Origin of the sequence: Pelagibacterium mangrovi, from assembly GCF_036662815.1 — a bacterium.
GTDB classification, from domain to species: domain Bacteria; phylum Pseudomonadota; class Alphaproteobacteria; order Rhizobiales; family Devosiaceae; genus Pelagibacterium; species Pelagibacterium mangrovi.
Window position 1 is genome coordinate 174656 of the sequence record NZ_JBAFXA010000008.1, and the last position, 19134, is coordinate 193789.

17 protein-coding genes are annotated in these 19134 nt (G+C 63.6%); 13 read left to right on the plus strand and 4 right to left on the minus strand.

Annotated features, from left to right (window positions below):
• Nucleotides 1-233 precede the first annotated feature (233 nt).
• The 3 genes from V4T21_RS15170 to V4T21_RS15180 are packed head-to-tail and all read left to right on the plus strand — an operon-like array spanning nucleotide 234 to nucleotide 3173.
• On the plus strand, nucleotides 234-776 hold the full coding sequence (locus tag V4T21_RS15170) for a TRAP transporter small permease (protein WP_332718319.1): 543 nt from the start codon (nucleotides 234-236) through the stop codon (nucleotides 774-776).
• Nucleotides 773-2095 carry a TRAP transporter large permease gene (locus V4T21_RS15175; RefSeq protein WP_332718321.1) on the plus strand — a complete coding sequence of 441 codons (1323 nt, stop codon included), beginning with the start codon at nucleotides 773-775 and terminating at the stop codon, nucleotides 2093-2095. The genes V4T21_RS15170 and V4T21_RS15175 overlap by 4 nt, the downstream gene beginning before the upstream one ends.
• A 55-nt stretch (nucleotides 2096-2150) precedes the next feature.
• Complete coding sequence (locus V4T21_RS15180; protein WP_332718323.1) at nucleotides 2151-3173, plus strand: TRAP transporter substrate-binding protein; 1023 nt, start codon at nucleotides 2151-2153, stop codon at nucleotides 3171-3173.
• Between the two features lie 56 nt (nucleotides 3174-3229).
• Here V4T21_RS15180 and V4T21_RS15185 read toward each other — a convergent pair whose 3' ends face one another.
• Complete coding sequence (locus V4T21_RS15185; RefSeq protein WP_332718325.1) at nucleotides 3230-4903, minus strand: thiamine pyrophosphate-binding protein; 1674 nt, start codon at nucleotides 4901-4903, stop codon at nucleotides 3230-3232.
• A 142-nt stretch (nucleotides 4904-5045) separates the two neighbouring features.
• Here V4T21_RS15185 and V4T21_RS15190 point away from each other — a divergent pair, with 142 nt between their 5' ends.
• A complete protein-coding gene (locus V4T21_RS15190) occupies nucleotides 5046-5840 on the plus strand; it encodes an NAD-dependent epimerase/dehydratase family protein (protein ID WP_332718327.1) in 795 nt (264 codons plus the stop codon).
• Nucleotides 5841-5939: 99 nt separating this feature from the next.
• On the opposite strand, the gene V4T21_RS15195 is transcribed toward V4T21_RS15190, so the two are convergent.
• The 3 genes from V4T21_RS15195 to V4T21_RS15205 are packed head-to-tail and all read right to left on the minus strand — an operon-like array spanning nucleotide 5940 to nucleotide 8302.
• The gene (locus tag V4T21_RS15195; protein ID WP_332718329.1) at nucleotides 5940-6800 is read right to left on the minus strand and encodes an SMP-30/gluconolactonase/LRE family protein; all 861 of its coding nucleotides are present in this window, start codon (nucleotides 6798-6800) and stop codon (nucleotides 5940-5942) included.
• On the minus strand, nucleotides 6801-7403 hold the full coding sequence (locus V4T21_RS15200) for a 2-dehydro-3-deoxy-6-phosphogalactonate aldolase (RefSeq protein ID WP_332718331.1): 603 nt from the start codon (nucleotides 7401-7403) through the stop codon (nucleotides 6801-6803).
• Complete coding sequence (locus V4T21_RS15205) at nucleotides 7400-8302, minus strand: 2-dehydro-3-deoxygalactonokinase (protein ID WP_332718333.1); 903 nt, start codon at nucleotides 8300-8302, stop codon at nucleotides 7400-7402. Before V4T21_RS15205 ends, V4T21_RS15200 begins: the two co-directional genes overlap by 4 nt.
• A 191-nt stretch (nucleotides 8303-8493) precedes the next feature.
• Here V4T21_RS15205 and V4T21_RS15210 point away from each other — a divergent pair, with 191 nt between their 5' ends.
• The 9 genes from V4T21_RS15210 (at nucleotide 8494) to cofE (ending at nucleotide 19006) form a co-directional block, all read left to right on the plus strand.
• A complete protein-coding gene (locus tag V4T21_RS15210; RefSeq protein ID WP_332718335.1) occupies nucleotides 8494-9261 on the plus strand; it encodes a FadR/GntR family transcriptional regulator in 768 nt (255 codons plus the stop codon).
• Between the two features lie 170 nt (nucleotides 9262-9431).
• Nucleotides 9432-10499, plus strand: a complete 1068-nt coding sequence (gene chvE, locus V4T21_RS15215; RefSeq protein WP_332718337.1) for a multiple monosaccharide ABC transporter substrate-binding protein — start codon at nucleotides 9432-9434, stop codon at nucleotides 10497-10499.
• 71 nt (nucleotides 10500-10570) lie between these two features.
• Nucleotides 10571-12103 (plus strand): multiple monosaccharide ABC transporter ATP-binding protein, encoded by a 1533-nt coding sequence (gene mmsA / locus V4T21_RS15220; RefSeq protein WP_332718339.1) that lies wholly within the window; start codon nucleotides 10571-10573, stop codon nucleotides 12101-12103.
• Nucleotides 12104-12125: 22 nt separating this feature from the next.
• Nucleotides 12126-13331: a multiple monosaccharide ABC transporter permease gene (gene mmsB, locus V4T21_RS15225; RefSeq protein WP_332718341.1), complete on the plus strand. Its 1206-nt coding sequence runs from the start codon at nucleotides 12126-12128 to the stop codon at nucleotides 13329-13331.
• Nucleotides 13332-13376: 45 nt separating this feature from the next.
• On the plus strand, nucleotides 13377-14375 hold the full coding sequence (araD1, locus tag V4T21_RS15230) for an AraD1 family protein (RefSeq protein WP_332718343.1): 999 nt from the start codon (nucleotides 13377-13379) through the stop codon (nucleotides 14373-14375).
• 12 nt (nucleotides 14376-14387) lie between these two features.
• Complete coding sequence (araD, locus tag V4T21_RS15235) at nucleotides 14388-16130, plus strand: L-arabinonate dehydratase (RefSeq protein ID WP_332718345.1); 1743 nt, start codon at nucleotides 14388-14390, stop codon at nucleotides 16128-16130.
• Nucleotides 16127-17053, plus strand: a complete 927-nt coding sequence (locus tag V4T21_RS15240) for a Gfo/Idh/MocA family protein (protein ID WP_332718482.1) — start codon at nucleotides 16127-16129, stop codon at nucleotides 17051-17053. Before araD ends, V4T21_RS15240 begins: the two co-directional genes overlap by 4 nt.
• A gap of 127 nt (nucleotides 17054-17180) precedes the next feature.
• A complete protein-coding gene (locus V4T21_RS15245) occupies nucleotides 17181-18206 on the plus strand; it encodes a TIGR03557 family F420-dependent LLM class oxidoreductase (protein ID WP_332718347.1) in 1026 nt (341 codons plus the stop codon).
• Nucleotides 18203-19006 (plus strand): coenzyme F420-0:L-glutamate ligase, encoded by an 804-nt coding sequence (gene cofE, locus V4T21_RS15250; protein WP_332718349.1) that lies wholly within the window; start codon nucleotides 18203-18205, stop codon nucleotides 19004-19006. Before V4T21_RS15245 ends, cofE begins: the two co-directional genes overlap by 4 nt.
• The last annotated feature ends 128 nt before the right edge of the window (nucleotides 19007-19134 follow it).

The window sequence follows — 19134 nt, forward strand, 5'->3', positions numbered from 1 at the left end:
CTCCACGCAACCCGCATCCGGCGAAGAGGGTATGGATTCCATCGGGAGTGTTATGGTTTAAAACGCTATGGGACGTCGCGGGGAGAGGCAAGGGAAGCCGGCCCGGCGATGTTCGAATCGTCCTATCCTATGTGTGCATTGTCCATTGGCGAATGGACACGCCATCGGCACTTTCGAAACAAAGCCAGTCCACCGCCATGGCGTGCGGTCGGCAGGGCAGGGGGAGGGAAATTTTGTTCCAGGATCACTCGCTTCTGGGGCGGAGCGTGTACGGTTTGGCCAAGGTTATGGCCTGGCTGGGTGGCGCGATGCTCGTCGCGGTCGTTGCCATGGTGACGATCAGCATCGTCGGTCGCTCGCTGCTCTGGGCCGGCCTGCGCCCCATCACGGGCGATTACGAGCTGGCCTCGGCGGGCGTCGCCTTCGCCGTCTTTGCCTTTTTGCCCTGGGCCCATCTCGAACGCGGCCACGCCATCGTGACGCTTTTGACCGACAGGTTCGGCGCCCGCGTCAACGCCTGGATTCTGGTCATCACCGACACGATGATGCTGGTCGTCGCCGCCTTCATCGCCTGGCGGCTCTGGTTCGGCATGCTCGATAAATTCGCCTATCGAGAAACCACGCTGCTTTTGCGCATGCCGCTCGGCTGGGCCTATGCTGCGGGCTTCGTGGGCACCGCCGCCTTCGTGATCATCGCCGTTTACGTCCTTGGCCGCTCCGTCACCAACGCGCTGACTGGCCGCAGCGAGCCCAAGCATGTCGGAGGCGAAATATGAGCAACGTCGCGCTGGGGCTGCTTTCATTCCCCGTCATGCTGGTGCTCATCTTTCTGCGGGTGCCCATCGGCATTGCCATGCTCGGTGTGGGGGTATTCGGCTCGTTCATAATCACGGGCAGCTTCAATCCCATTCTCGCCCAGTTCAAGAACCTCACCTATTCCACCTTCGCCTCTCATTCCCTTTCGGTCGTGCCCCTGTTCCTGCTCATGGGTGCGTTCGCCGGCCTTTCGGGCATGTCCGCAAAACTTTTCGAGGCCGCCGCCTCCTGGCTGGGACACCGCAAGGGCGGCGTCGCCATGGCTGCCATCGGGGCAAGCGCCGGGTTCGGCGCCATTTGCGGCTCCTCGCTCGCCACCGCCGCCACCATGGGGCAGGTCGCGTTGCCCGAACTCAAAAAGCACGGCTATTCGGGTGGTTTGTCCACGGCCACCATCGCGGCGGGCGGCACGCTGGGCATCCTCATCCCGCCCTCGGTTATCCTCGTCATCTTTGCCGTCCAGACCGAACAGAACATCGCCGATCTGTTCATGGCCGCTTTCGTGCCGGGCCTTCTCGCCGCGCTGGGGTATATGATCGTCATCGCGCTTTACGTGCGCGCAGCGCCCGGCTCGGGCGGCCAGCTCCCCCGCGTGCCTTATAAGGACCGCTTCGTCCAGCTCGCCGGCATCTGGCCGGTCCTCGCCGTCTTTATCGCGGTGATCGGCGGCATCTATACGGGCATCTTCACCCCCACCGAGGCCGCCGCCATCGGCGCCGCCGGCACGGGCATCATCGCGCTGGCCACCCGCTCGCTGAACGGCAAGGGGCTGTCCGAGGTTTTCCTTTCCACGGCCGCATCCACGGCGATGATCTTCTTCATCGTGCTCGGTGCCGCCGCCCTCAATGGTTTTCTGGCGCTGTCCCAGCTTCCCCAGGTCGCCGCCGGCTGGGTGTCCGACCAAGGCTTCAACCCCTTCGTGGTGCTGGCCATCGTGCTGCTGTTCTATCTTGTTCTGGGCTGCTTCATGGATTCGCTTTCCATGATCCTTCTCACCGTCCCCATCATCTACCCCATGATGATGGTTCTCGATTTCGGGCTGTCTCCGGACGAATTCGCCGTCTGGTTCGGCATCCTTGTACTCATCGTGGTCGAAGTCGGCCTCATCACGCCGCCGGTGGGGATGAATTTGTTCATCATCAACGCCATGGCGCGCGATGTTTCCCTGTCGCAGACCTATCGCGCCGTGTTGCCGTTCGTCGCCAGCGACATCGCGCGCACCGTCATTCTCGTGATCTTTCCGCCCATAACCCTGGCCCTTGTCTGGCTGTTCAGTTGATCGGAAAGTCCACGAAAAATCCGGCGCCACGCGCGCCGAACAAAGGGAGAGAAAAATGAAACTGAAATCCAGTCTGCTGGGCGCGGTCGCCGCGCTCTCGGTCGCCGGCGCGGGCGTTGCCCAGGAGGTTACGCTCCGCCTGCACCAGTTCCTGCCGGCCCAGGCCACCATTCCGGCCAATGCCATCGCCCCTTGGGCCGAAAAGGTCGAGGCCGAATCCGATGGCCGCATCGCCATCGAGCTTTACCCCGCCATGCAGTTGGGCGGCGCGCCCGATAGCCTCTTTTCCCAGGCCCAGGACGGCGTGGTCGATATCGTCTGGACCGTTCTGGGTTACACGCCCGGCCGCTTCCCCATGTCCGAAGTGTTCGAGCTGCCGTTCCTCATCACCAATGGCGAGGATTCCTCGGCCGCCTTCTACAATTACGTCATGGAAAATTCGGCCGACGAATTCGCCAGCGTGCACGTCATCGCGCTCCACACCCACGGCCCCGGCCTGTTCCATTCCAAAGAGCCGATCACCTCGCTCGAGGACCTTCAGGGCATGAAGGTGCGCGGCGGTTCGCGCATCATTTCCAACATGCTTGCCCAGCTCGGCGCCGAGCCGATCGGCATGCCTGTCCCTGAAACCACCGAGGCGCTTTCCCGCGGCGTGATCGATGGCACGACCGTTCCCTGGGAGGTTACCCCCTCGCTGCGTCTCTCAGAACTGGTCACCAATCACACCGGCTTTTCCGGCGAACAGGGGCTCTATTCCCAGACCTTCGGTTTCGTCATGAACCGGGGTACCTACGAAAGCCTGCCTGACGACCTTCGGGCTGTGATCGACGCCAACTCCGGTCTCGAAACCTCGATGATGTTCGGCCGCGCCATGGATGATGGCGACCTTGTGGGCCTCCAGATCGCCGAGGAGGCGGGCAACAACATCGTCACCCTCGACGAGGCGGAAACCGCCCGCTGGAAGGAAGCCGCCCAGGCCACCATCGACCAGTGGTTCGCCGACATGGACGCCATCGGCATCGACGGTCAGGCCCTCTACGCCTCCGCTCAGGAACACATGGCGCAAGCGTCTCAATAAGCCGATTTGCGGAAAGGCACCCGACCCGGGTGCCTTTCCGCACGCCTGCCCCTCTTCTATTTCCCCGCCAGCGCCTTCTCCCGTATTCCGCTCAGCGTATCGTTGATCGTCAGCGCCTCCGGATCGACGATCACATGCAGGATCGCCGGCTTTCCCGACGCCCGCGCCCGCTCGAAGGCCGCCGCGAAATCCTCGGTCCTCTCGATCCGCTCCCCATGCCCGCCGAACGCTCTTGCATAGGCGGCGAAATCGGGATTGTTGAGCCCGGTTCCCACCACGCGGCCGGGGTAGTGCCGCTCCTGATGCATGCGGATCGTCCCGTACATGGAATTGTCGATGACGATCACCATAATCGGCAGCGCGTACTGCACGGCGGTTGCAAATTCCTGCCCGTTCATGAGGAAACATCCGTCCCCCGCAAACGCCACCACCGGGCGCTTGGGGTCGATCCGCGCCACCCCCACCGCCGCCGGCACGCCATAGCCCATCGAACCCGATGTCGGCGCCGCCTGCGTGCCATAGCGAGTGAAGCGGTAGAACCGGTGCAGCCATGTCGCGTAATTACCCGCGCCATTGGTCAAAACCGTCTCCGGCGGCAAGGCCTCGCGCAGGAAGGTCATCACCTGCCCCATATCCACGCCCTTGCTCGGACGCGGCCTGGGTGTCGTCCAGGCTTCGAAACTCTCGCGCAACGGCCCAATCACCGCCGCCCGGTCCACCCCGCGCTCCACCCGCTCAGCCAGCGCCGCAACAAAGCTTCTGGGCGATGCCGCAATCCCGATCTCTGCCCTGTAAACCTTCCCGATCTCCTCGGGATCGGGGTGGACATGGATAAGCCGCGTTCCCGGATCGGGAATGCCGAGCAGCGTATAGCTCTGGCTGGCGATTTCCGACAACCGCCCGCCCAGCAGCAGGACCAGATCGGCCGATTTCGCGTAATCAATCAGCGCCGGATTGGGTCCCAGCCCCAGATCGCCGACGAAATGGGGATGGTTGGCGTCAAACAGCATCTGCCGCCGGAACGAGACTGCGACGGGCAGTCCTTGCTTGGCGGCAATCGCCTCGAACCGCCCCACGGCTTCTGCATCCCACCGCGTTCCCCCCAGGATCGCCAGCGGTCGTTCGGCTTCGGCAAGCGCCGCCACCACCGCAGCGATATCCTCCTCGCGCGGCGCCGCTTCGGCCACCCGATAGGGCAGGGCGTCGGCCACCTCTGCCGTTTCGGTCAGCATGTCCTCGGGCAGCGCCACGACCACTGGTCCCGGCCGTCCGCTCGCCGCCACCGTAAAGGCCCGCGCCACGAGCTCGGGTATGCGCCCGGGGTCCTCGATTTCGACCACCCATTTGGCCATCGTCCCGAACACGGCCCGATAATCGAGCTCCTGAAACGCCTCGCGCTCGCGCATCCCGCGTCCCACCTGTCCCACGAACATCACGAGAGGCGTCGAATCCTGGCGCGCGATATGGATGGCGGGCGCCGCATTGGTCGCGCCCGGACCGCGGGTGACGAAACACACTCCCGGCTTGCCCGTGAGCTTACCCACCGCATCGGCCATCATCGCCGCCCCGCCTTCCTGTCGGCAGACGGTCACCGCAATGGGCGAATCGTAAAGCGCGTCCAGCGCCGCAAGAAAGCTCTCCCCCGGCACGCAAAACACGGTCTCGACTCCGTGGATCTGCAATTGGTCGATGAGTATCCGTCCCCCGCTGCGCGATGGCGTCGCCTTCATTCCGTTCCGCCCCTCCAACTCTTCATTGTCCGACCCTGCCAGCGCGCCATCGCCAAGTCCAGCGGGCGCCTATTTCTCTAAAACGGGTGCTCGGCGTATGATGCACATCATTGGGAAGAAAAAGACGAATGGGAGGTGTGCGTTGAAACGATTGCTGATTACCGGTGCTTCGGGCGGTCTGGGCCAGATCGCCCGAAGGCGCCTCATCCACCTCGCCTCGATCCTGCGCCTTGCCGACCTCGCCGATATGGGCCGCGCCGATCTCAACGAGGAGATCGTTGCCTGCGACCTGGCCGACCGCGATGCCGTCATGGATCTGGTCGAGGGCTGCGACGGCATCCTGCATCTGGGCGGGGTCGCGAAAGAACAGAATTTTTCGAGCATTCTGTCGGCCAATATCGTCGGCCTGCAAAATCTCTACGAAGCCGCCCGCGCCCACGGCTCGCCGCGCATCTTTTTTGCCAGTTCCAACCATGTCGTGGGCTTTTACGGCCAGAACGAGCCCGTCGATTTCAATTCCCCGCCACGTCCGGACAGCCTTTACGCCGTTTCCAAATGTTTCGGCGAAGCGTTGGCGCGGTTCTATTACGACAAATTCGGCCAGGAGACGGCCATCGTCCGCATCGGCTCGTGCTTTCCCGAACCCACCGATTATCGCATGCTCGCCACCTGGCTGAGCTATGACGATTTCGTGCGTCTGGTCGAACGCGTTTTCGACGTGCCGGTGCTCGGCTGTCCCACCGTGTGGGGCATTTCGGACAATTCGCGCGCCTGGTGGTCCAACGAGACGGTGAGCTATCTCGGCTGGCACCCCAGGGACAGCGCCGATACCTATGAGCAGCGCGTCAGGGCCGCCGGCAAATGGCCGTCTTCCGATCACCCGACCGCCACTCGCCAGGGCGGCAATCACACCACCGAACCGGTCTATCCCGGTTAGAGCGCTTCCAGCAAAAGTGGATGCCACTTTTGCGGTTCGGAAGCGCGACAAAACAAGGACTTAGAGCATTTCGACGTTTCCGCTGAACGTTGAAATGCTCTAGACTACGACCGCCGGTTCCGCCTTGCCGCGCCCGACGCCCGCGATGGCGAACACCATCCCCGATTCCGGTTGGGCGGCAAGCGCTTGATCGTCCATTCCCTCGCGCGCCGTGGTACAATAGAGGGTGGAAAAATCCGCGCCCCCGAACGCCGGACAGGACGTGTGCGGAGCGTCGATCTCCATGGCCTTGAGAAAATCGCCGCGCGGATCGTAAACCGCTACGCGGCCGGCGCCCCATTGGGCAATCCACAGGTTCCCCGCCGCATCGGTGACCGCTCCGTCCGGGTTGAGGCCGTCCGGGCTCAGGTCGAGATGGATTTCCGCCTCTGCCACGGGCGCGCCGGTTTCGGCGTCCAGCCGCACGCGCTTGACGATGCCCCGATCGGTATCGGAAAAATACCCAACGCTCCGGTCGGGCGAAAAGCAGATGCCATTGGGAATGGTGATGCCCGAAAAGAGCTTTTCGACGGTGCCGCGATAAAAGCGATAGATCGCCCCCGCGTCGGGCTCGGCCTTCTTGCCCATCGCCGAAATCCAGAACCCGCCCCAGGGGTCGGCCCGCCCGTCATTGGTGCGCCGCCCCTCGCCGATATCGAGCGGCGCGACCCCCTCGTGCTCCCCGCTCGCCACGTTAAATTTCAAAAGCGCCGTTTCGCTGGCCACCAGCAGATGGTCGCGGTCGATCCATCCCGCCGCCGAAACGATCTCCCCGAACGTCCAGACCTCTTCGGCCTCTCCACGCCGCGTGAGCAGCTTGCGGTTGAGCACGTCGAACCAAAACAATTGTTCCAGCTCCGGGTGCCAGAGCGGCCCTTCGCCCAGAAAGCAGGGGCGGGCGTCGAAGACTTTCGCGTCCATTCACATCACCTCGTCATAGGCGGCAACGATGCGGCGGGCGCGCTCGCCCACCTCCCGCGCCGTCAACCCCGGCGTATAGAGCGCGGTTCCGATCCCGAACCCGTCAACACCCGCCTGCCTCCAGTCAGCGAAATTGTCGGGGCCTGCGCCGCCCACCGCGTAAACGGGAATGTTCGCCGGCAGCACGGCCTTGAGCGCCGCGATCCCGCCCGGTCCCATCACCGAGGCGGGGAAAATCTTGAGCCCGTCCGCGCCGGTCTTGAGGGCGGCAAAGCATTCGGTTGCGGTAAAAACACCGGGAAACGAAGCGAGCCCCGCCACCTTGGTCGCTTCGATCACCGCCGCATCGCAATTGGGCGAAACGACAAGCTTTCCGCCCGCTTCGGCTACGGCATCAACCTCGTCGGGCGTCAGCACCGTCCCGGCTCCGATCAGCGCCTCGCGCCCGAACGCCTGCGCCATCGCCCCTATGCTTTCAAGCGGCCGGGGCGAATTGAGCGGCACTTCGATCGCCGTGATCCCTTCGGCGATCAGCGCTTCGGTCACCGCCAGCGCCTCGTCCGGCGTGATCCCGCGCAAAATAGCGATCAGCTTGCGTTTCACGATGTTTCCTCCAGCATCCGTCGCGCGGCGCAAAGCCCCGCCAGCGTCATTTCTTCGCCGTCCAGCAATCGCGCCTCTCCCCCGGCAACCTCCAACGCCTCCCTGTAGAGCGCCGCCAGCCTGGGCGCCCCAATCAACGACACCGCGCCCTCTCGCCAGAAATCGGTCGTCCCCGCCAGTTCCGACCCGATCAGCAATCCCGAAAGCCGCGCCCGCGACGCGCCATTGCCGGTCCCTTCGAGCAGCCCGCGCGCCCGGATGGAAAACAATTGCGTCAGGATCGCCGGATCGCCCAGCGCCGTTTCCACGCCCCTCGCAAATTCCACCGCATCCCAATCGGCCCCGGCCACGCTGTGGCGCAGCACCGATTGTTCGGCAAGCAGCGCGAAGATTTCCCCCGTCATCGCGCTGCGAAACCGTACGATCCTGCCGTCATCGACTCGCGCCCATTTGCTGTGCGTCCCCGGCATGCAGACCACGCCGCTACCGCCCTTGAGCGCCACATACCCCGCGATCTGGGTTTCCTCACCCCGCATCACATCCGCCGGCTCGCGCTGGCACACGCCGGGGATGATGAACATTTCGATCCTGGGATCGTTGGCCGGCACCCGCGTCATCGCCGCCGCGACAGGCGTCGTAGGCACCTCGGCATAAGCCGCCTCGCGCCACCCCTGCCGCGCCCCCACCATGCCGCAAGCGATGACAGTGGTACGCCGCCCGCCGTCGAGCCATCCGCCCACCGCCTCGATCAACGAGGCTTCGAACATCTCGGGCTGCAACTGCCCCATGCCCTTGTCGCTCGAAATCCGCGCCAGCAATTCGTCCCCGGCACCCATCGCCCAGGCCCGCATGGTGCTGGTGCCCCAATCCACGGCGATCCAATCGGCGATGATCGTCATCTTCCGGGCTCACCCAATTCAACAAGCATGGATTGATTCTTTCGCGGAAAATGGAGACACATGAAAAGCCAGAGGAGCAAACACGTCCTGCGACAAATTATCTTATTATATTTTTATTTTGACAATCTCCAGCGGTCTTTGTCATGCTCGACCTTCGCCGCCCGCTGGGTGGTCAAGGAAAGCAGACCGGCATGACAAGGACAATAGACGATCGCGATGGCGTGGCGGCATCGGCGGGCACCCCCCGCCGCAAGCCGCACAATTTCCATGCCCATGTCATGTACACGCTGGGCACCGCCATCGTCGGCGGCGTCTATGGCGAAGGCCAGATTCTCCCCGGCGATGCGGAATTGATCGAACAGTTCGGCGTCTCGCGCACGGTATTGCGTGAAGCGCTCAAGACCCTTTCCGCCAAGGGGCTGGTTGAAGCCCGCGCCCGCGTCGGCACCCGCGTTCTGCCGCGCGCCCGCTGGAACATGTTCGATTCCGACGTGCTGCTCTGGCACCTCGATTCCGGTATCGGGGTCGATTTCATCGCCTCGCTTGCCGAAGTGCGCATGGCCGTCGAGCCCGACGCAGCAGCCCTCGCCGCCGCAAGGCGCACCGATGCCCAGGCCACGGAGTTGATGGAATGGCTCGAACGCATGGCCCGCAAGGGCCAGAGTGCCGAGGATTTCGCCCGCGCCGATGTCGGCTTTCACCGCACCGTCGCCCAGGCGTCCGGCAATCCGTTCATGGTCTCGCTCTCCAACGTCGTCGAAATCGCGCTGATGGCATCCTTCACCATTTCCTCGCCGGTCGAGGGCGGTGCCGCCTTCGACAAGGCCGTGCGCCTCCATCGCAACATCGCCGAAGCCGTCGCCGCCGGTGATCCCGAATTGGCCCGCGTTGCCATGCGCCAGGCCATCCAGTCCGGCGTCGACCGCGCCACGACGGCCCTGGGCACCGCCAAGGGCTGATCACACTCCCCATCGATTTGCTCCCGGGCGGCTGTGAAAAAGCCGTTCGGATTTAAAACTGCGCTTTACAAATAATCATACTATATGCAAGCATAAATCGCTGCCGTGCTTTGGCCGGCAGGGGAGGTCGCCGTGGCGAGCGTCATGGCGAAATTGACAGGGAGAGATTCATGAAATCGATTTTGGCAGGGCTGGGCGCCCTGGTCATGACCACTGCGCTCGCTTCCGGCCCGGCAGTCGCGCAGGAGGCGGGGTTCGTCGGCATTTCCATGCCCACCCAGTCCTCGGCCCGCTGGATTTCCGACGGCAATTCCATGGTCGAATTGTTCCAGCAGGCCGGCTACCAGACCGATCTGCAATATGCCGAAGACGACATTCCCAACCAGCTCGCCCAGATCGAAAACATGATCGTGCGCGGCGTCGACGTGCTGGTCATTGCATCCATCGACGGCACGACACTGACCACGGCGCTGGAAAACGCCGCCGCCAACGGCATCCACGTCATCGCCTATGACCGGCTGATCCGTGGTTCGGAAAACGTCGATTATTACGCAACCTTTGACAATTTCACCGTCGGCGTGCAGCAGGCCCAGTCGCTCGTCGATGGCCTGGAAACCTCCGATTGGGAGCCGCCGTACAATGTCGAATTGTTCGGCGGATCGCCCGACGACAATAACGCCTATTTCTTCTATGACGGCGCCATGAGCGTCCTCCAGCCGCTGATCGATGACGGCACGTTTGTCGTCAAATCAGGCCAGATGGGCATGGATACGGTTGGCACGCTCCGCTGGGACGGCTCGGTCGCCCAGGCCCGCATGGATAATCTGCTCTCGGCCCATTACAGCGACGACCGGGTCCATGCCGTCCTCTCGCCCTATGACGGGCTTTCCATCGGCATCATCTCCTCGCTGCGCGGGGTGGGTTACGGTTCGGGCGACCTGCCCATGCCCATCATCTCGGGCCAGGACGCCGAGCTGCCGTCCGTCGCCGCCATCATCGCCGGCGATCAGTATTCGACGATCTTCAAGGACACCCGCGAGCTGGCCCGCGTCACCGTGGGCATGGTCGAAGCGCTGATCAACGGGACGGAACCGGAAATCAACGACACCGAAACCTACGAAAACGGCGTCAAGATCGTCCCTTCCTATCTGCTCGAGCCGGTGCTGGTCACCGCCGACAATTGGGAAGAGGTGCTGGTCGGCTCGGGCTATTACACCGAGGACCAGATCACCCAATAGGCTCCTCCAGCCTGGGACGCGGCGCCTTTCGTGCCGCGTCCAATCCTTTCGGCCACAAAGACGCGTAAGCCATGACCTCCATTCTCGAAATGCGCGGCATCACCAAAAGCTTTCCGGGCGTCAACGCGCTCGAAAACGTCAATCTCGCCGTCGAGCATGGCGAAATCCATGCGCTGGTGGGCGAGAATGGCGCCGGCAAATCCACGCTCATGAAGGTGCTTTCGGGCGTCTATCCCGCCGGCGATTATGAAGGCCAGATCGTTTTCGAGGGCGAGGAAAGACACTTCCATTCCATCGCCGATAGCGAAAAATGCGGCATCGTCATCATCCATCAGGAACTGGCGCTCGTCCCGCTGCTCTCGATCGCCGAAAACATCTTTCTGGGCAATGAGCGCGCCTCTGGCGGCATCATCGATTGGGGCGAAACCTATCGCCGCACCGAGGAACTGCTGCGGCGCGTCTCGCTCAAGGAATCCCCGCGCACCAGAGTCACCCATCTGGGCCTCGGCAAGCAGCAGCTCGTCGAAATCGCCAAGGCGCTGTCCAAGGAGGTCAAGCTCCTCATCCTTGACGAACCCACCTCATCGCTCAACGAAACCGACAGCCAGGCGCTGCTCAAGCTGCTTGTCGAATTGAAGGGCAGGGGGATTTCCTCGATCCTGATTTCCCACAAGCTCAACGAGATTTCCCAGGTCGCGGACCGCATCACCGTGCTGCGCGACGGTCACACCGTTTCCACCCTCGATTGCCACACCAGCGAAATCTCCGAAGCCGATATCGTGCGCGACATGGTCGGTCGCCCCCTCAACGACCGCTTCCCACCGCGCGATCCCGATATCGGCGACGTGCTGTTCGAGGTCAGGAACTGGACCGTCCATCACCCCATCCATTCCCATCGCAAGGTGGTCGATGACGTGAGCTTTTCGGTCCGCGCCGGCGAGGTCGTGGGCATCGCCGGCCTCATGGGCGCTGGGCGCACCGAACTGGCCATGAGCCTTTTCGGTAAATCCTGGGGCGACCGCATCTCCGGCGACGTGCTGCTGCGCGGCCGTCCGGTCGATACCTCGACCGTCGAAAAGGCCATCGCCAACCGCATCTGCTACGCCACCGAGGACCGCAAGACCTTCGGTCTGGTCCTCGACCAGCCCATCCGCGACAACGTCCCCCTCGCCAATCTCAAGGGCATCGCCAACGGCATAATCGTCGACAGCCACAAGGAGCGCGAGGTCGCCGAGCGCTACCGCAAGCTGATGGCCATCAAGAGTTCCGGCATCGGCCAGAAAACCGTCAACCTTTCGGGCGGCAACCAGCAAAAGGTCGTGCTCTCCAAATGGCTCTATGCCGAGCCCGAGGTGCTGATCCTGGATGAACCCACGCGCGGCATCGATGTCGGCGCCAAATACGAAATCTATTCGATCATCAACGATCTGGCGCGCGAGGGCAGGGGTATTGTCCTCATCTCCTCGGAAATGCCCGAGCTGCTCGGCACCTGCGATCGCATCTACGTCATGAACGCCGGTCGCTTCGTGGGCGAATTGCCCATCGCCGAAGCCAGTCAGGAAAAGATCATGTCGATGATCTTGAAAACCGCCAAAGCCGCGTGACCGCCATGAACGGAACCGACCAATGAGTGACGTGACCCAATCCTCGGCCCAGGCGCAAAAGCCTCAATTCGCCTCGCTGGGCTATATCCGCACCCATATGCGCGAATACGGCATCCTCTTCGCGCTGATCGCCATCATGGTGTTCTTCCAGATTTCGACGGGCGGTATCCTGCTCCGCCCCGTCAACATCACCAATCTGGTGCTGCAGAATTCCTACATCATCATCATGGCCGTGGGCATGCTGCTGGTGATTGTTTGCGGCCATATCGACCTTTCGGTCGGCTCTGTCATGGGCTTCATCGGCGCGCTCTCGGCTGTGCTGATGGTGGAATACAATATCCATTTCCTCTCTGCCGCGCTCATCTGCCTTGCCATCGGCGCGGTGATCGGCGCCATCCAGGGCTATTGGGTAGCCTATTGGAAAATCCCCAGCTTCATCGTCACCCTGGCCGGCATGCTGGTCTTCAAGGGCCTGATGATGGTGCTCCTGAAAGGCCGCTCCATCGGCCCGTTCCCCAATGAATTTCGCCTCATCGCCTCGGGCTTCATCCCCGATATCGCCGCCATCGAGGGTTTCCACCTCCTCTCGATGCTCCTGGGCCTCGCCGTTGCGGCCGCTCTCGTCTGGCTCTCGATCCGCGCCCGCGCCAAGGAGGCCAAACATGGCGTCCCCGACGAACCCTTCGCGTTCTTTATCGGCCGCAACATCCTCGTTGCCGGCGCGGTGGTCTGGCTGGTCTATCTGCTCGCCACATCGCGCGGCCTGCCCAACGTCTTCATCATCATGGCGATCCTTGTTGCCGGCTATTCCTTCATCGCCAAACAGACCACCATCGGCCGCCGCATCTATGCGGTGGGTGGCAACCAGAAGGCGGCCAAGCTTTCGGGCATCAATTCCGAACGGCTGACGTTCCTCGTCTTTGCCAATATGGGCATGCTGGCCGCGCTGGCCGGCCTCGTCTTTGCCGCCCGCCTCAACATGGCCACCCCCAAGGCCGGAGAAACCTTCGAACTCGACGTCATCGCCGCGGTCTTCATCGGCGGCGCGTCGATGGCCGGCGGCGTGGGCACCGTGGTGGGCGCGGTCATCGGTGCCTTCATCATGGGGGTGATGAACAACGGCATGTCCATCATGGGCATCGGCATCGATTGGCAGCAGATGATCAAGGGCCTCGTGCTGCTCGCCGCCGTGCTGTTCGACGTCTACAACAAGAACAAGGCCGCCTGATTTTATGAGGCGCGCCGGACCATCCCTAGCCGGAGTGAAATAGAAGTGCTGCTCTCCCAGATTGTCGATGCCAGAGGTTCCCAACACGTCGTGGTGCGCGAGGGCGGGGATGCGAAAATCGTCGCCGGCGCGGAATCCATCCTCGCCATGGCGCGGCGGGCCATCGCCCGGGAAACCTCCCTCGCCGCCCTTGTCGCCGAACAGGGATTGGGCGAAAGCGTCGATCTGGACACAGCCTATGCCGAGGGCAGGGTGCTCGCTCCCATTATCCCCGAAGAACCCTCGCGCCTGCACCTCACCGGCACCGGCCTCACCCATCTCGGCTCCGCCTCAACCCGCAATGCCATGCACCAGAAAACCGGCGCGCAAGAAAACCTCACCGACTCCATGAAAATGTTCTGCCTCGGAGTCGAAGGGGGCAAGCCGGCGGGCGGCAAAACCGGCGTGCAGCCCGAATGGTTCTACAAGGGCAATGGCCATGCCCTCGTCGCGCCGGGCAAACCCATCGTCTCGCCGGGCTTCGCCCTCGATGCCGGCGAAGAGCCCGAAATCGCCGGCATCTACATCGTTTCCTATGAAGGCGTTCCCCACCGGATCGGCTTCGCCCTCGCCAATGAATTTTCCGACCATGTGACCGAGCGCCAGAACTATCTCTACCTCGCCCACTCCAAACTCCGCCCCGCCTCCATCGGCCCGGAAATCCTCGTCGGCGATCTCCCCGTCCATGTCGAGGGCACTTCGCGGGTCATCCGCGATGGGGCCGTGCTCTGGGAAAAGCCCTTCGTTTCAGGCGAGGACAATATGAGCCACACCATCGCCAATCTCGAACACCACCACTTCAAATACGAAATATTCCGCAAGCCCGGCGATATCCACGTCCACATGTTCGGAACCGCGACCCTCTCGTTCGCCGACGATATCCGCACCCGGCAGGGCGATATTTTCGAGATCGAGGCGGCCCCGTTCGGTCTGCCGCTCAGGAACCCCCTGGCCATCGACACGACACGGCCCGCCGACGCGCCGGTCACGATCGCCAAACTCTAGGTAGGGCAGAGCATGACCTTCAAGAAGGCAAAATGGCCGCGCCCGCTGCGGTCCGCCCACTGGTTCGGCGGCACCAGCCGCGACCACATCTATCACCGCTCGTGGATGAAGAATCAGGGCCTGCCCGCCGACCTGTTCGATGGCCGCCCGGTGATCGGCATCTGCAACACATGGTCCGAGATGACCCCCTGCAACGCCCATCTGCGCGATCTCGCCCAGCGGGTTAAGCACGGCATTTACGAGGCCGGCGGCCTGCCGCTCGAATTCCCCGTGTTCTCCACCGGCGAAAGCGCCCTGCGCCCCACCGCCATGATGTACCGCAACCTCGCCGCCATGGATGTCGAGGAGGCGATCCGCGCCAATCCCTGCGACGGCGTCGTGCTGCTCGCCGGCTGCGACAAGACCACACCGGCCCTCCTGATGGGCGCCGCCAGCACAGACGTGCCCTCGATCCTGGTTTCCGGCGGCCCCATGCTCAACGGCTATTGGCGCAATCAGGCCATCGGCTCGGGCACCGCGCTCTGGCAGATGAGCGAGATGGTTAAATCCGGCGAGCTGACCCAGGCCGATTTCCTCGATGCCGAACAGGCCATGTCGCGCTCGCCCGGCTCATGCAATACCATGGGCACCGCCTCCACCATGGCGTCCATGGCCGAGGCGCTGGGCATGGCGCTCTCGGGCAACGCCGCCATCCCCGCCGTCGACAGCCGCCGCCGCGTCATGGCGCAACTGACCGGCCGGCGCATCGTCGATATGGTCAAGGACGATCTCAAACCCTCCGACATCCTCACCAAACAGGCGTTCGAAAACGCCATCATGGCCAATGGCGCCATCGGCGGCTCGACCAACGCGGTGATCCACCTCCTCGCTCTCGCCGGTCGCGTCGGCGTCGATCTGACGCTCGACGATTGGGACCGGTTGGGCCGCGACATCCCCACCATCGTCAACCTCATGCCCTCGGGCAAATATCTGATGGAGGAGTTCTTCTACGCCGGGGGCCTGCCGGTCGTCCTCAAGACCCTCCTCGACGGCGGCAAGCTCCATGGCGATGCGCTCACCGTCTCGGGCAAACCCATCGCCGCCGAAATCGAGCATGTGAAAAACTGGAACCCCGAAGTCATCCGCCCGGTCGAAGAGGCGCTGACCGACCACGGCGGCATCGCGGTATTGAAAGGCAACCTCGCCCCCAACGGCGCGGTGCTGAAACCCTCCGCCGCCAGCGAGCATTTGATGGTCCATCGCGGCCGCGCCGTGGTCTTCGAGGATATCGACGACTACAAGGCCAGGATCAACGACGAAAATCTCGACATCGACGAAACCTGCGTCATGGTCATGAAAAACTGCGGTCCGCGCGGCTATCCCGGCATGGCCGAGGTCGGAAACATGGGCCTGCCCCCCAAGGTGCTGCGCAAGGGCATCAAGGACATGGTGCGCATCTCCGATGCCCGCATGTCCGGCACCGCCTATGGCACCGTGGTCCTCCATACCTCCCCAGAAGCCGCCGTGGGCGGCCCTCTGGCCATCGTCAAAACTGGCGACTACATCGAGATCGACGTCCCCAACCGGCGCCTCCACCTCGACGTCCCCGAAGCCGAAATCGCCGAACGCCTTCTCGCCTGGTCCCCCACGGTCGAAGCGCCGGCGTCGGGCTATGCGCGCCTTTTCCACCAGCACGTGGAGGGCGCCGACACCGGCGCCGATTTCGACTTCCTCAAAGGCTCGCGCGGCCGCGAAGTGGGCAAGGATTCCCACTGATGCCGACAAAGATCGCCATCGTCGGCCTGGGCAAGATCGCCCGCGACCAGCATGTGCCCTCCATCGGAAACAACCCCGATTTCGAGCTCGCCGCCACCGTCAGCCGCAACGCCAGCATCGATGGCGTCGATCACTACGCAACGCTGAGCCAAATGCTCGCCGCCCGCCCCGATATTGGTGCCGTGGCCCTGTGCACACCGCCCCAGATCCGCCGCCGATACGCTGTCGAGGCCATCGAGGCCGGTCGCCACGTCCTGCTTGAAAAGCCCCCCGGCGCCACCGTCGCCGAAGTGGTTTCCCTCAAGGCGTTGGCCGAGCGCCACGGCGTCACCCTCTTTGCCACCTGGCATTCCCGCTACGCCCAGGGCGTCGAACCGGCGCGCCAATGGCTGGCCGGCAAAACCATTGAGAGCGCCCAAATCGTCTGGCGCGAGGACGTCCACCGCTGGCATCCGGGGCAGGACTGGATCTGGTCCCCCGGCGGCATGGGTGTCTTCGATCCCGGCATCAACGCCCTCTCGATCCTCACCCATATCCTCCCCGCCCCGGTCCACGTCACCGCCGCGACGCTGGAAATTCCCTCCAACCGCCAAACCCCCATCGCCGCCAAGATCGACTTCCTCGGCGCCGCCGGTCACCCCGTCACCGCCGATTTCGACTGGCGTCAGGAGGGGCCGCAAACCTGGGATATCACGGTGCATACCACCGCCGGCACGCTTCACCTCTCGTCCGGCGGCGCCGTCCTCACCATCGAGGGCAATCAACACCTCGCCGCCCCCGACACCGAATATGACGGCATCTACGCCCACTTCGCCCGCCTCCTCGCCACCGGCGAAAGCGCCGTCGACCTCTCCCCCCTGCAACTGGTCGCCGACGCCTTCATGCTGGCCGATATCCGGCAGGTCGAACCGTTTCCCGATTAGCCGTCGCGATCGCTCACCCCTCCCCATCCGCAGCAAATAATTTTACCAAAAGGTCAAATTCCCCCTCTGTCACTCTCCCCGCCTTTGTGATTGACTGATCCCCGGACGCAAAGGGGAGTTCGCGGGAATGTCGGTTTTCAAATCCGGACCCGAAGGCCTGATCGGCTATGCGGTGATGCTCGAGCAGTTTCACCCGCGCGATTGCGTCGAGCTCACCGCCTATGCGGAATCCAAGGGCTTCAACGGCGCCATGGCCGCCGACCATTTCCAGCCCTGGGTGCCCCAACAGGGCCAATCCGCCTTCGTCTGGAACGTCCTGACCGCCATCGGCGAGCGCACCCGGGGCGATATGGGCCCCGGCGTCACCACCCCGACCTTCCGCTGGCACCCGGCCATGGTCGCCCAGGCCTCGGCAACGCTGGCCGCCATGTACCCCGACCGCCACTGGCTGGGTGTCGGGGCAGGGGAGGCGCTCAACGAAAGCTTCCTCGCCCAATACTGGCCCGATGCCGGCGAGCGCTCGGCCCGCATGTTCGAGGCGATCGAGCTCATCAAGAAGCTGTTCGAGAACTCCGCCAAGGGCAAGGACACCAAGCACAAGGGCGAATATTACCGGATGGAGGCCACCCGCCTCTGGACCATGCCCGAAACCGCTCCCGAAATCCTCGTCGCCACCGCCGGTCCCATCAACGCCAGGAAAACCGGCAAGCTGGCCGATGGCATCATCACCGTCGGCGCGCCCCTCGAAAAGATCGAAATGTTGTTCGAGAAATTCGCCGAGGGCGCCCGCGAGGCCGGCAAGAATCCCGACGCCATGCCCAAGGTACTGCAACTGCATCTGAGCTGGGCGCCCACTTATGAGCAAGCGCTGGCCAACGCCATGACCGAATGGCCCAATGGCGGCATGAAATTCCCCAAGGCCGATATCCGCTCCCCCTTCGATTTCGAGCAGATGGCCAAGCTCGTCCGCCCCGAGGATTTCAAGGGCCGCATGGTGATCTCCCCCCATCCGGACGAACATCTCGAACACATCGAAAAATTCGCCGCCTTCGGCTTCGATCGCATCTACCTCCACAATGTCGGCCGCAACCAGCGCGAATGGATCGACGTCTTTTCCGAAAAGGTCCTGCCGCGCCTGAGGAAAGCCAAATGACACCACGGCTGACGCTCTGGGGCATCGAAGGCATCCCCGAAGTCGCCCCCGGCGACGATCTCGTCGCGCTCATCGCCGACGCCATCGACACGATGGCGATCACCGATCCCGACGCCGCGCTCGATGATGGCGATATCCTCATCGTCACCTCCAAGATCGTCTCGAAAGCCGAGGGTATGCAAATCCCGCTCGAAGCGCGCGAGCTCGCCATCGAGGAGGATACGGTCAGAATCGTCGCCGAACGCGCCCATCCGGGCGGGGTGACCAAAATCGTCGAAACCCGCCAGGGGCTCGTGATGGCCGCCGCCGGACTCGACACCTCCAACGTCCCCACCGGTCAGGCCCTGCGCCTGCCGCGCGACCCCGATCTTTCGGCTAGAACCCTCTGCGCCGCCCTGCGCGAAAAAACCGGCAAGCGTCTCGGCGTCATCATCACCGACACGCTGGGTCGCCCCTGGCGCGTCGGCCAGACCGACGCCGCCATCGGCGCCGCCGGCGTCCAGCTCGTCGACGATCTGCGCGGCGGTGTCGATGCCAACGGCCGTCCCTTGAGCGTCACCGTCACCGTCCTCGCCGACGAACTCGCCGCCGCCGCCGATCTGGTCAAGGGCAAGGCCTCCTCTATCCCGGTCGCCATCGCCCGCGGCCTCTCCCGTCTCGTCACCGACCTCGACACCCCCGGCGCCCGCACTCTGGCCCGCCCCGCGCAAGACGACATGTTCCGCTTCGGCTCGTCCGAGGCTTATCGGCAAGGCTATGAGGCCGCGATGCGGGAGATGGCCAAGGAGCCGGCGAAATGAGTACCCATACGCCCCTCGGTGCTTGTGGCGCACCCCTCACCCCCATCCCCTCTCCCTCAAGGGGAGAGGGGGGCTTTTCCCGCAGACGCTTGCCCCAATCACCCCTTCTCCCCTTGAGGGAGAAGGTG

Coding starts and splice junctions, on each gene's coding strand:
- V4T21_RS15175 (WP_332718321.1), top strand. CDS start 773: ATGAGCAACGTCGCGCTGGGGCTGCTTTCATTCCCCGTCATGCTGGTG.
- V4T21_RS15180 (WP_332718323.1), top strand. CDS start 2,151: ATGAAACTGAAATCCAGTCTGCTGGGCGCGGTCGCCGCGCTCTCGGTC.
- V4T21_RS15185 (WP_332718325.1), bottom strand. CDS start 4,903: ATGAAGGCGACGCCATCGCGCAGCGGGGGACGGATACTCATCGACCAA.
- V4T21_RS15195 (WP_332718329.1), bottom strand. CDS start 6,800: ATGGACGCGAAAGTCTTCGACGCCCGCCCCTGCTTTCTGGGCGAAGGG.
- V4T21_RS15205 (WP_332718333.1), bottom strand. CDS start 8,302: ATGACGATCATCGCCGATTGGATCGCCGTGGATTGGGGCACCAGCACC.
- V4T21_RS15210 (WP_332718335.1), top strand. CDS start 8,494: ATGACAAGGACAATAGACGATCGCGATGGCGTGGCGGCATCGGCGGGC.
- chvE (WP_332718337.1), top strand. CDS start 9,432: ATGAAATCGATTTTGGCAGGGCTGGGCGCCCTGGTCATGACCACTGCG.
- mmsA (WP_332718339.1), top strand. CDS start 10,571: ATGACCTCCATTCTCGAAATGCGCGGCATCACCAAAAGCTTTCCGGGC.
- mmsB (WP_332718341.1), top strand. CDS start 12,126: ATGAGTGACGTGACCCAATCCTCGGCCCAGGCGCAAAAGCCTCAATTC.
- araD (WP_332718345.1), top strand. CDS start 14,388: ATGACCTTCAAGAAGGCAAAATGGCCGCGCCCGCTGCGGTCCGCCCAC.
- V4T21_RS15245 (WP_332718347.1), top strand. CDS start 17,181: ATGTCGGTTTTCAAATCCGGACCCGAAGGCCTGATCGGCTATGCGGTG.
- cofE (WP_332718349.1), top strand. CDS start 18,203: ATGACACCACGGCTGACGCTCTGGGGCATCGAAGGCATCCCCGAAGTC.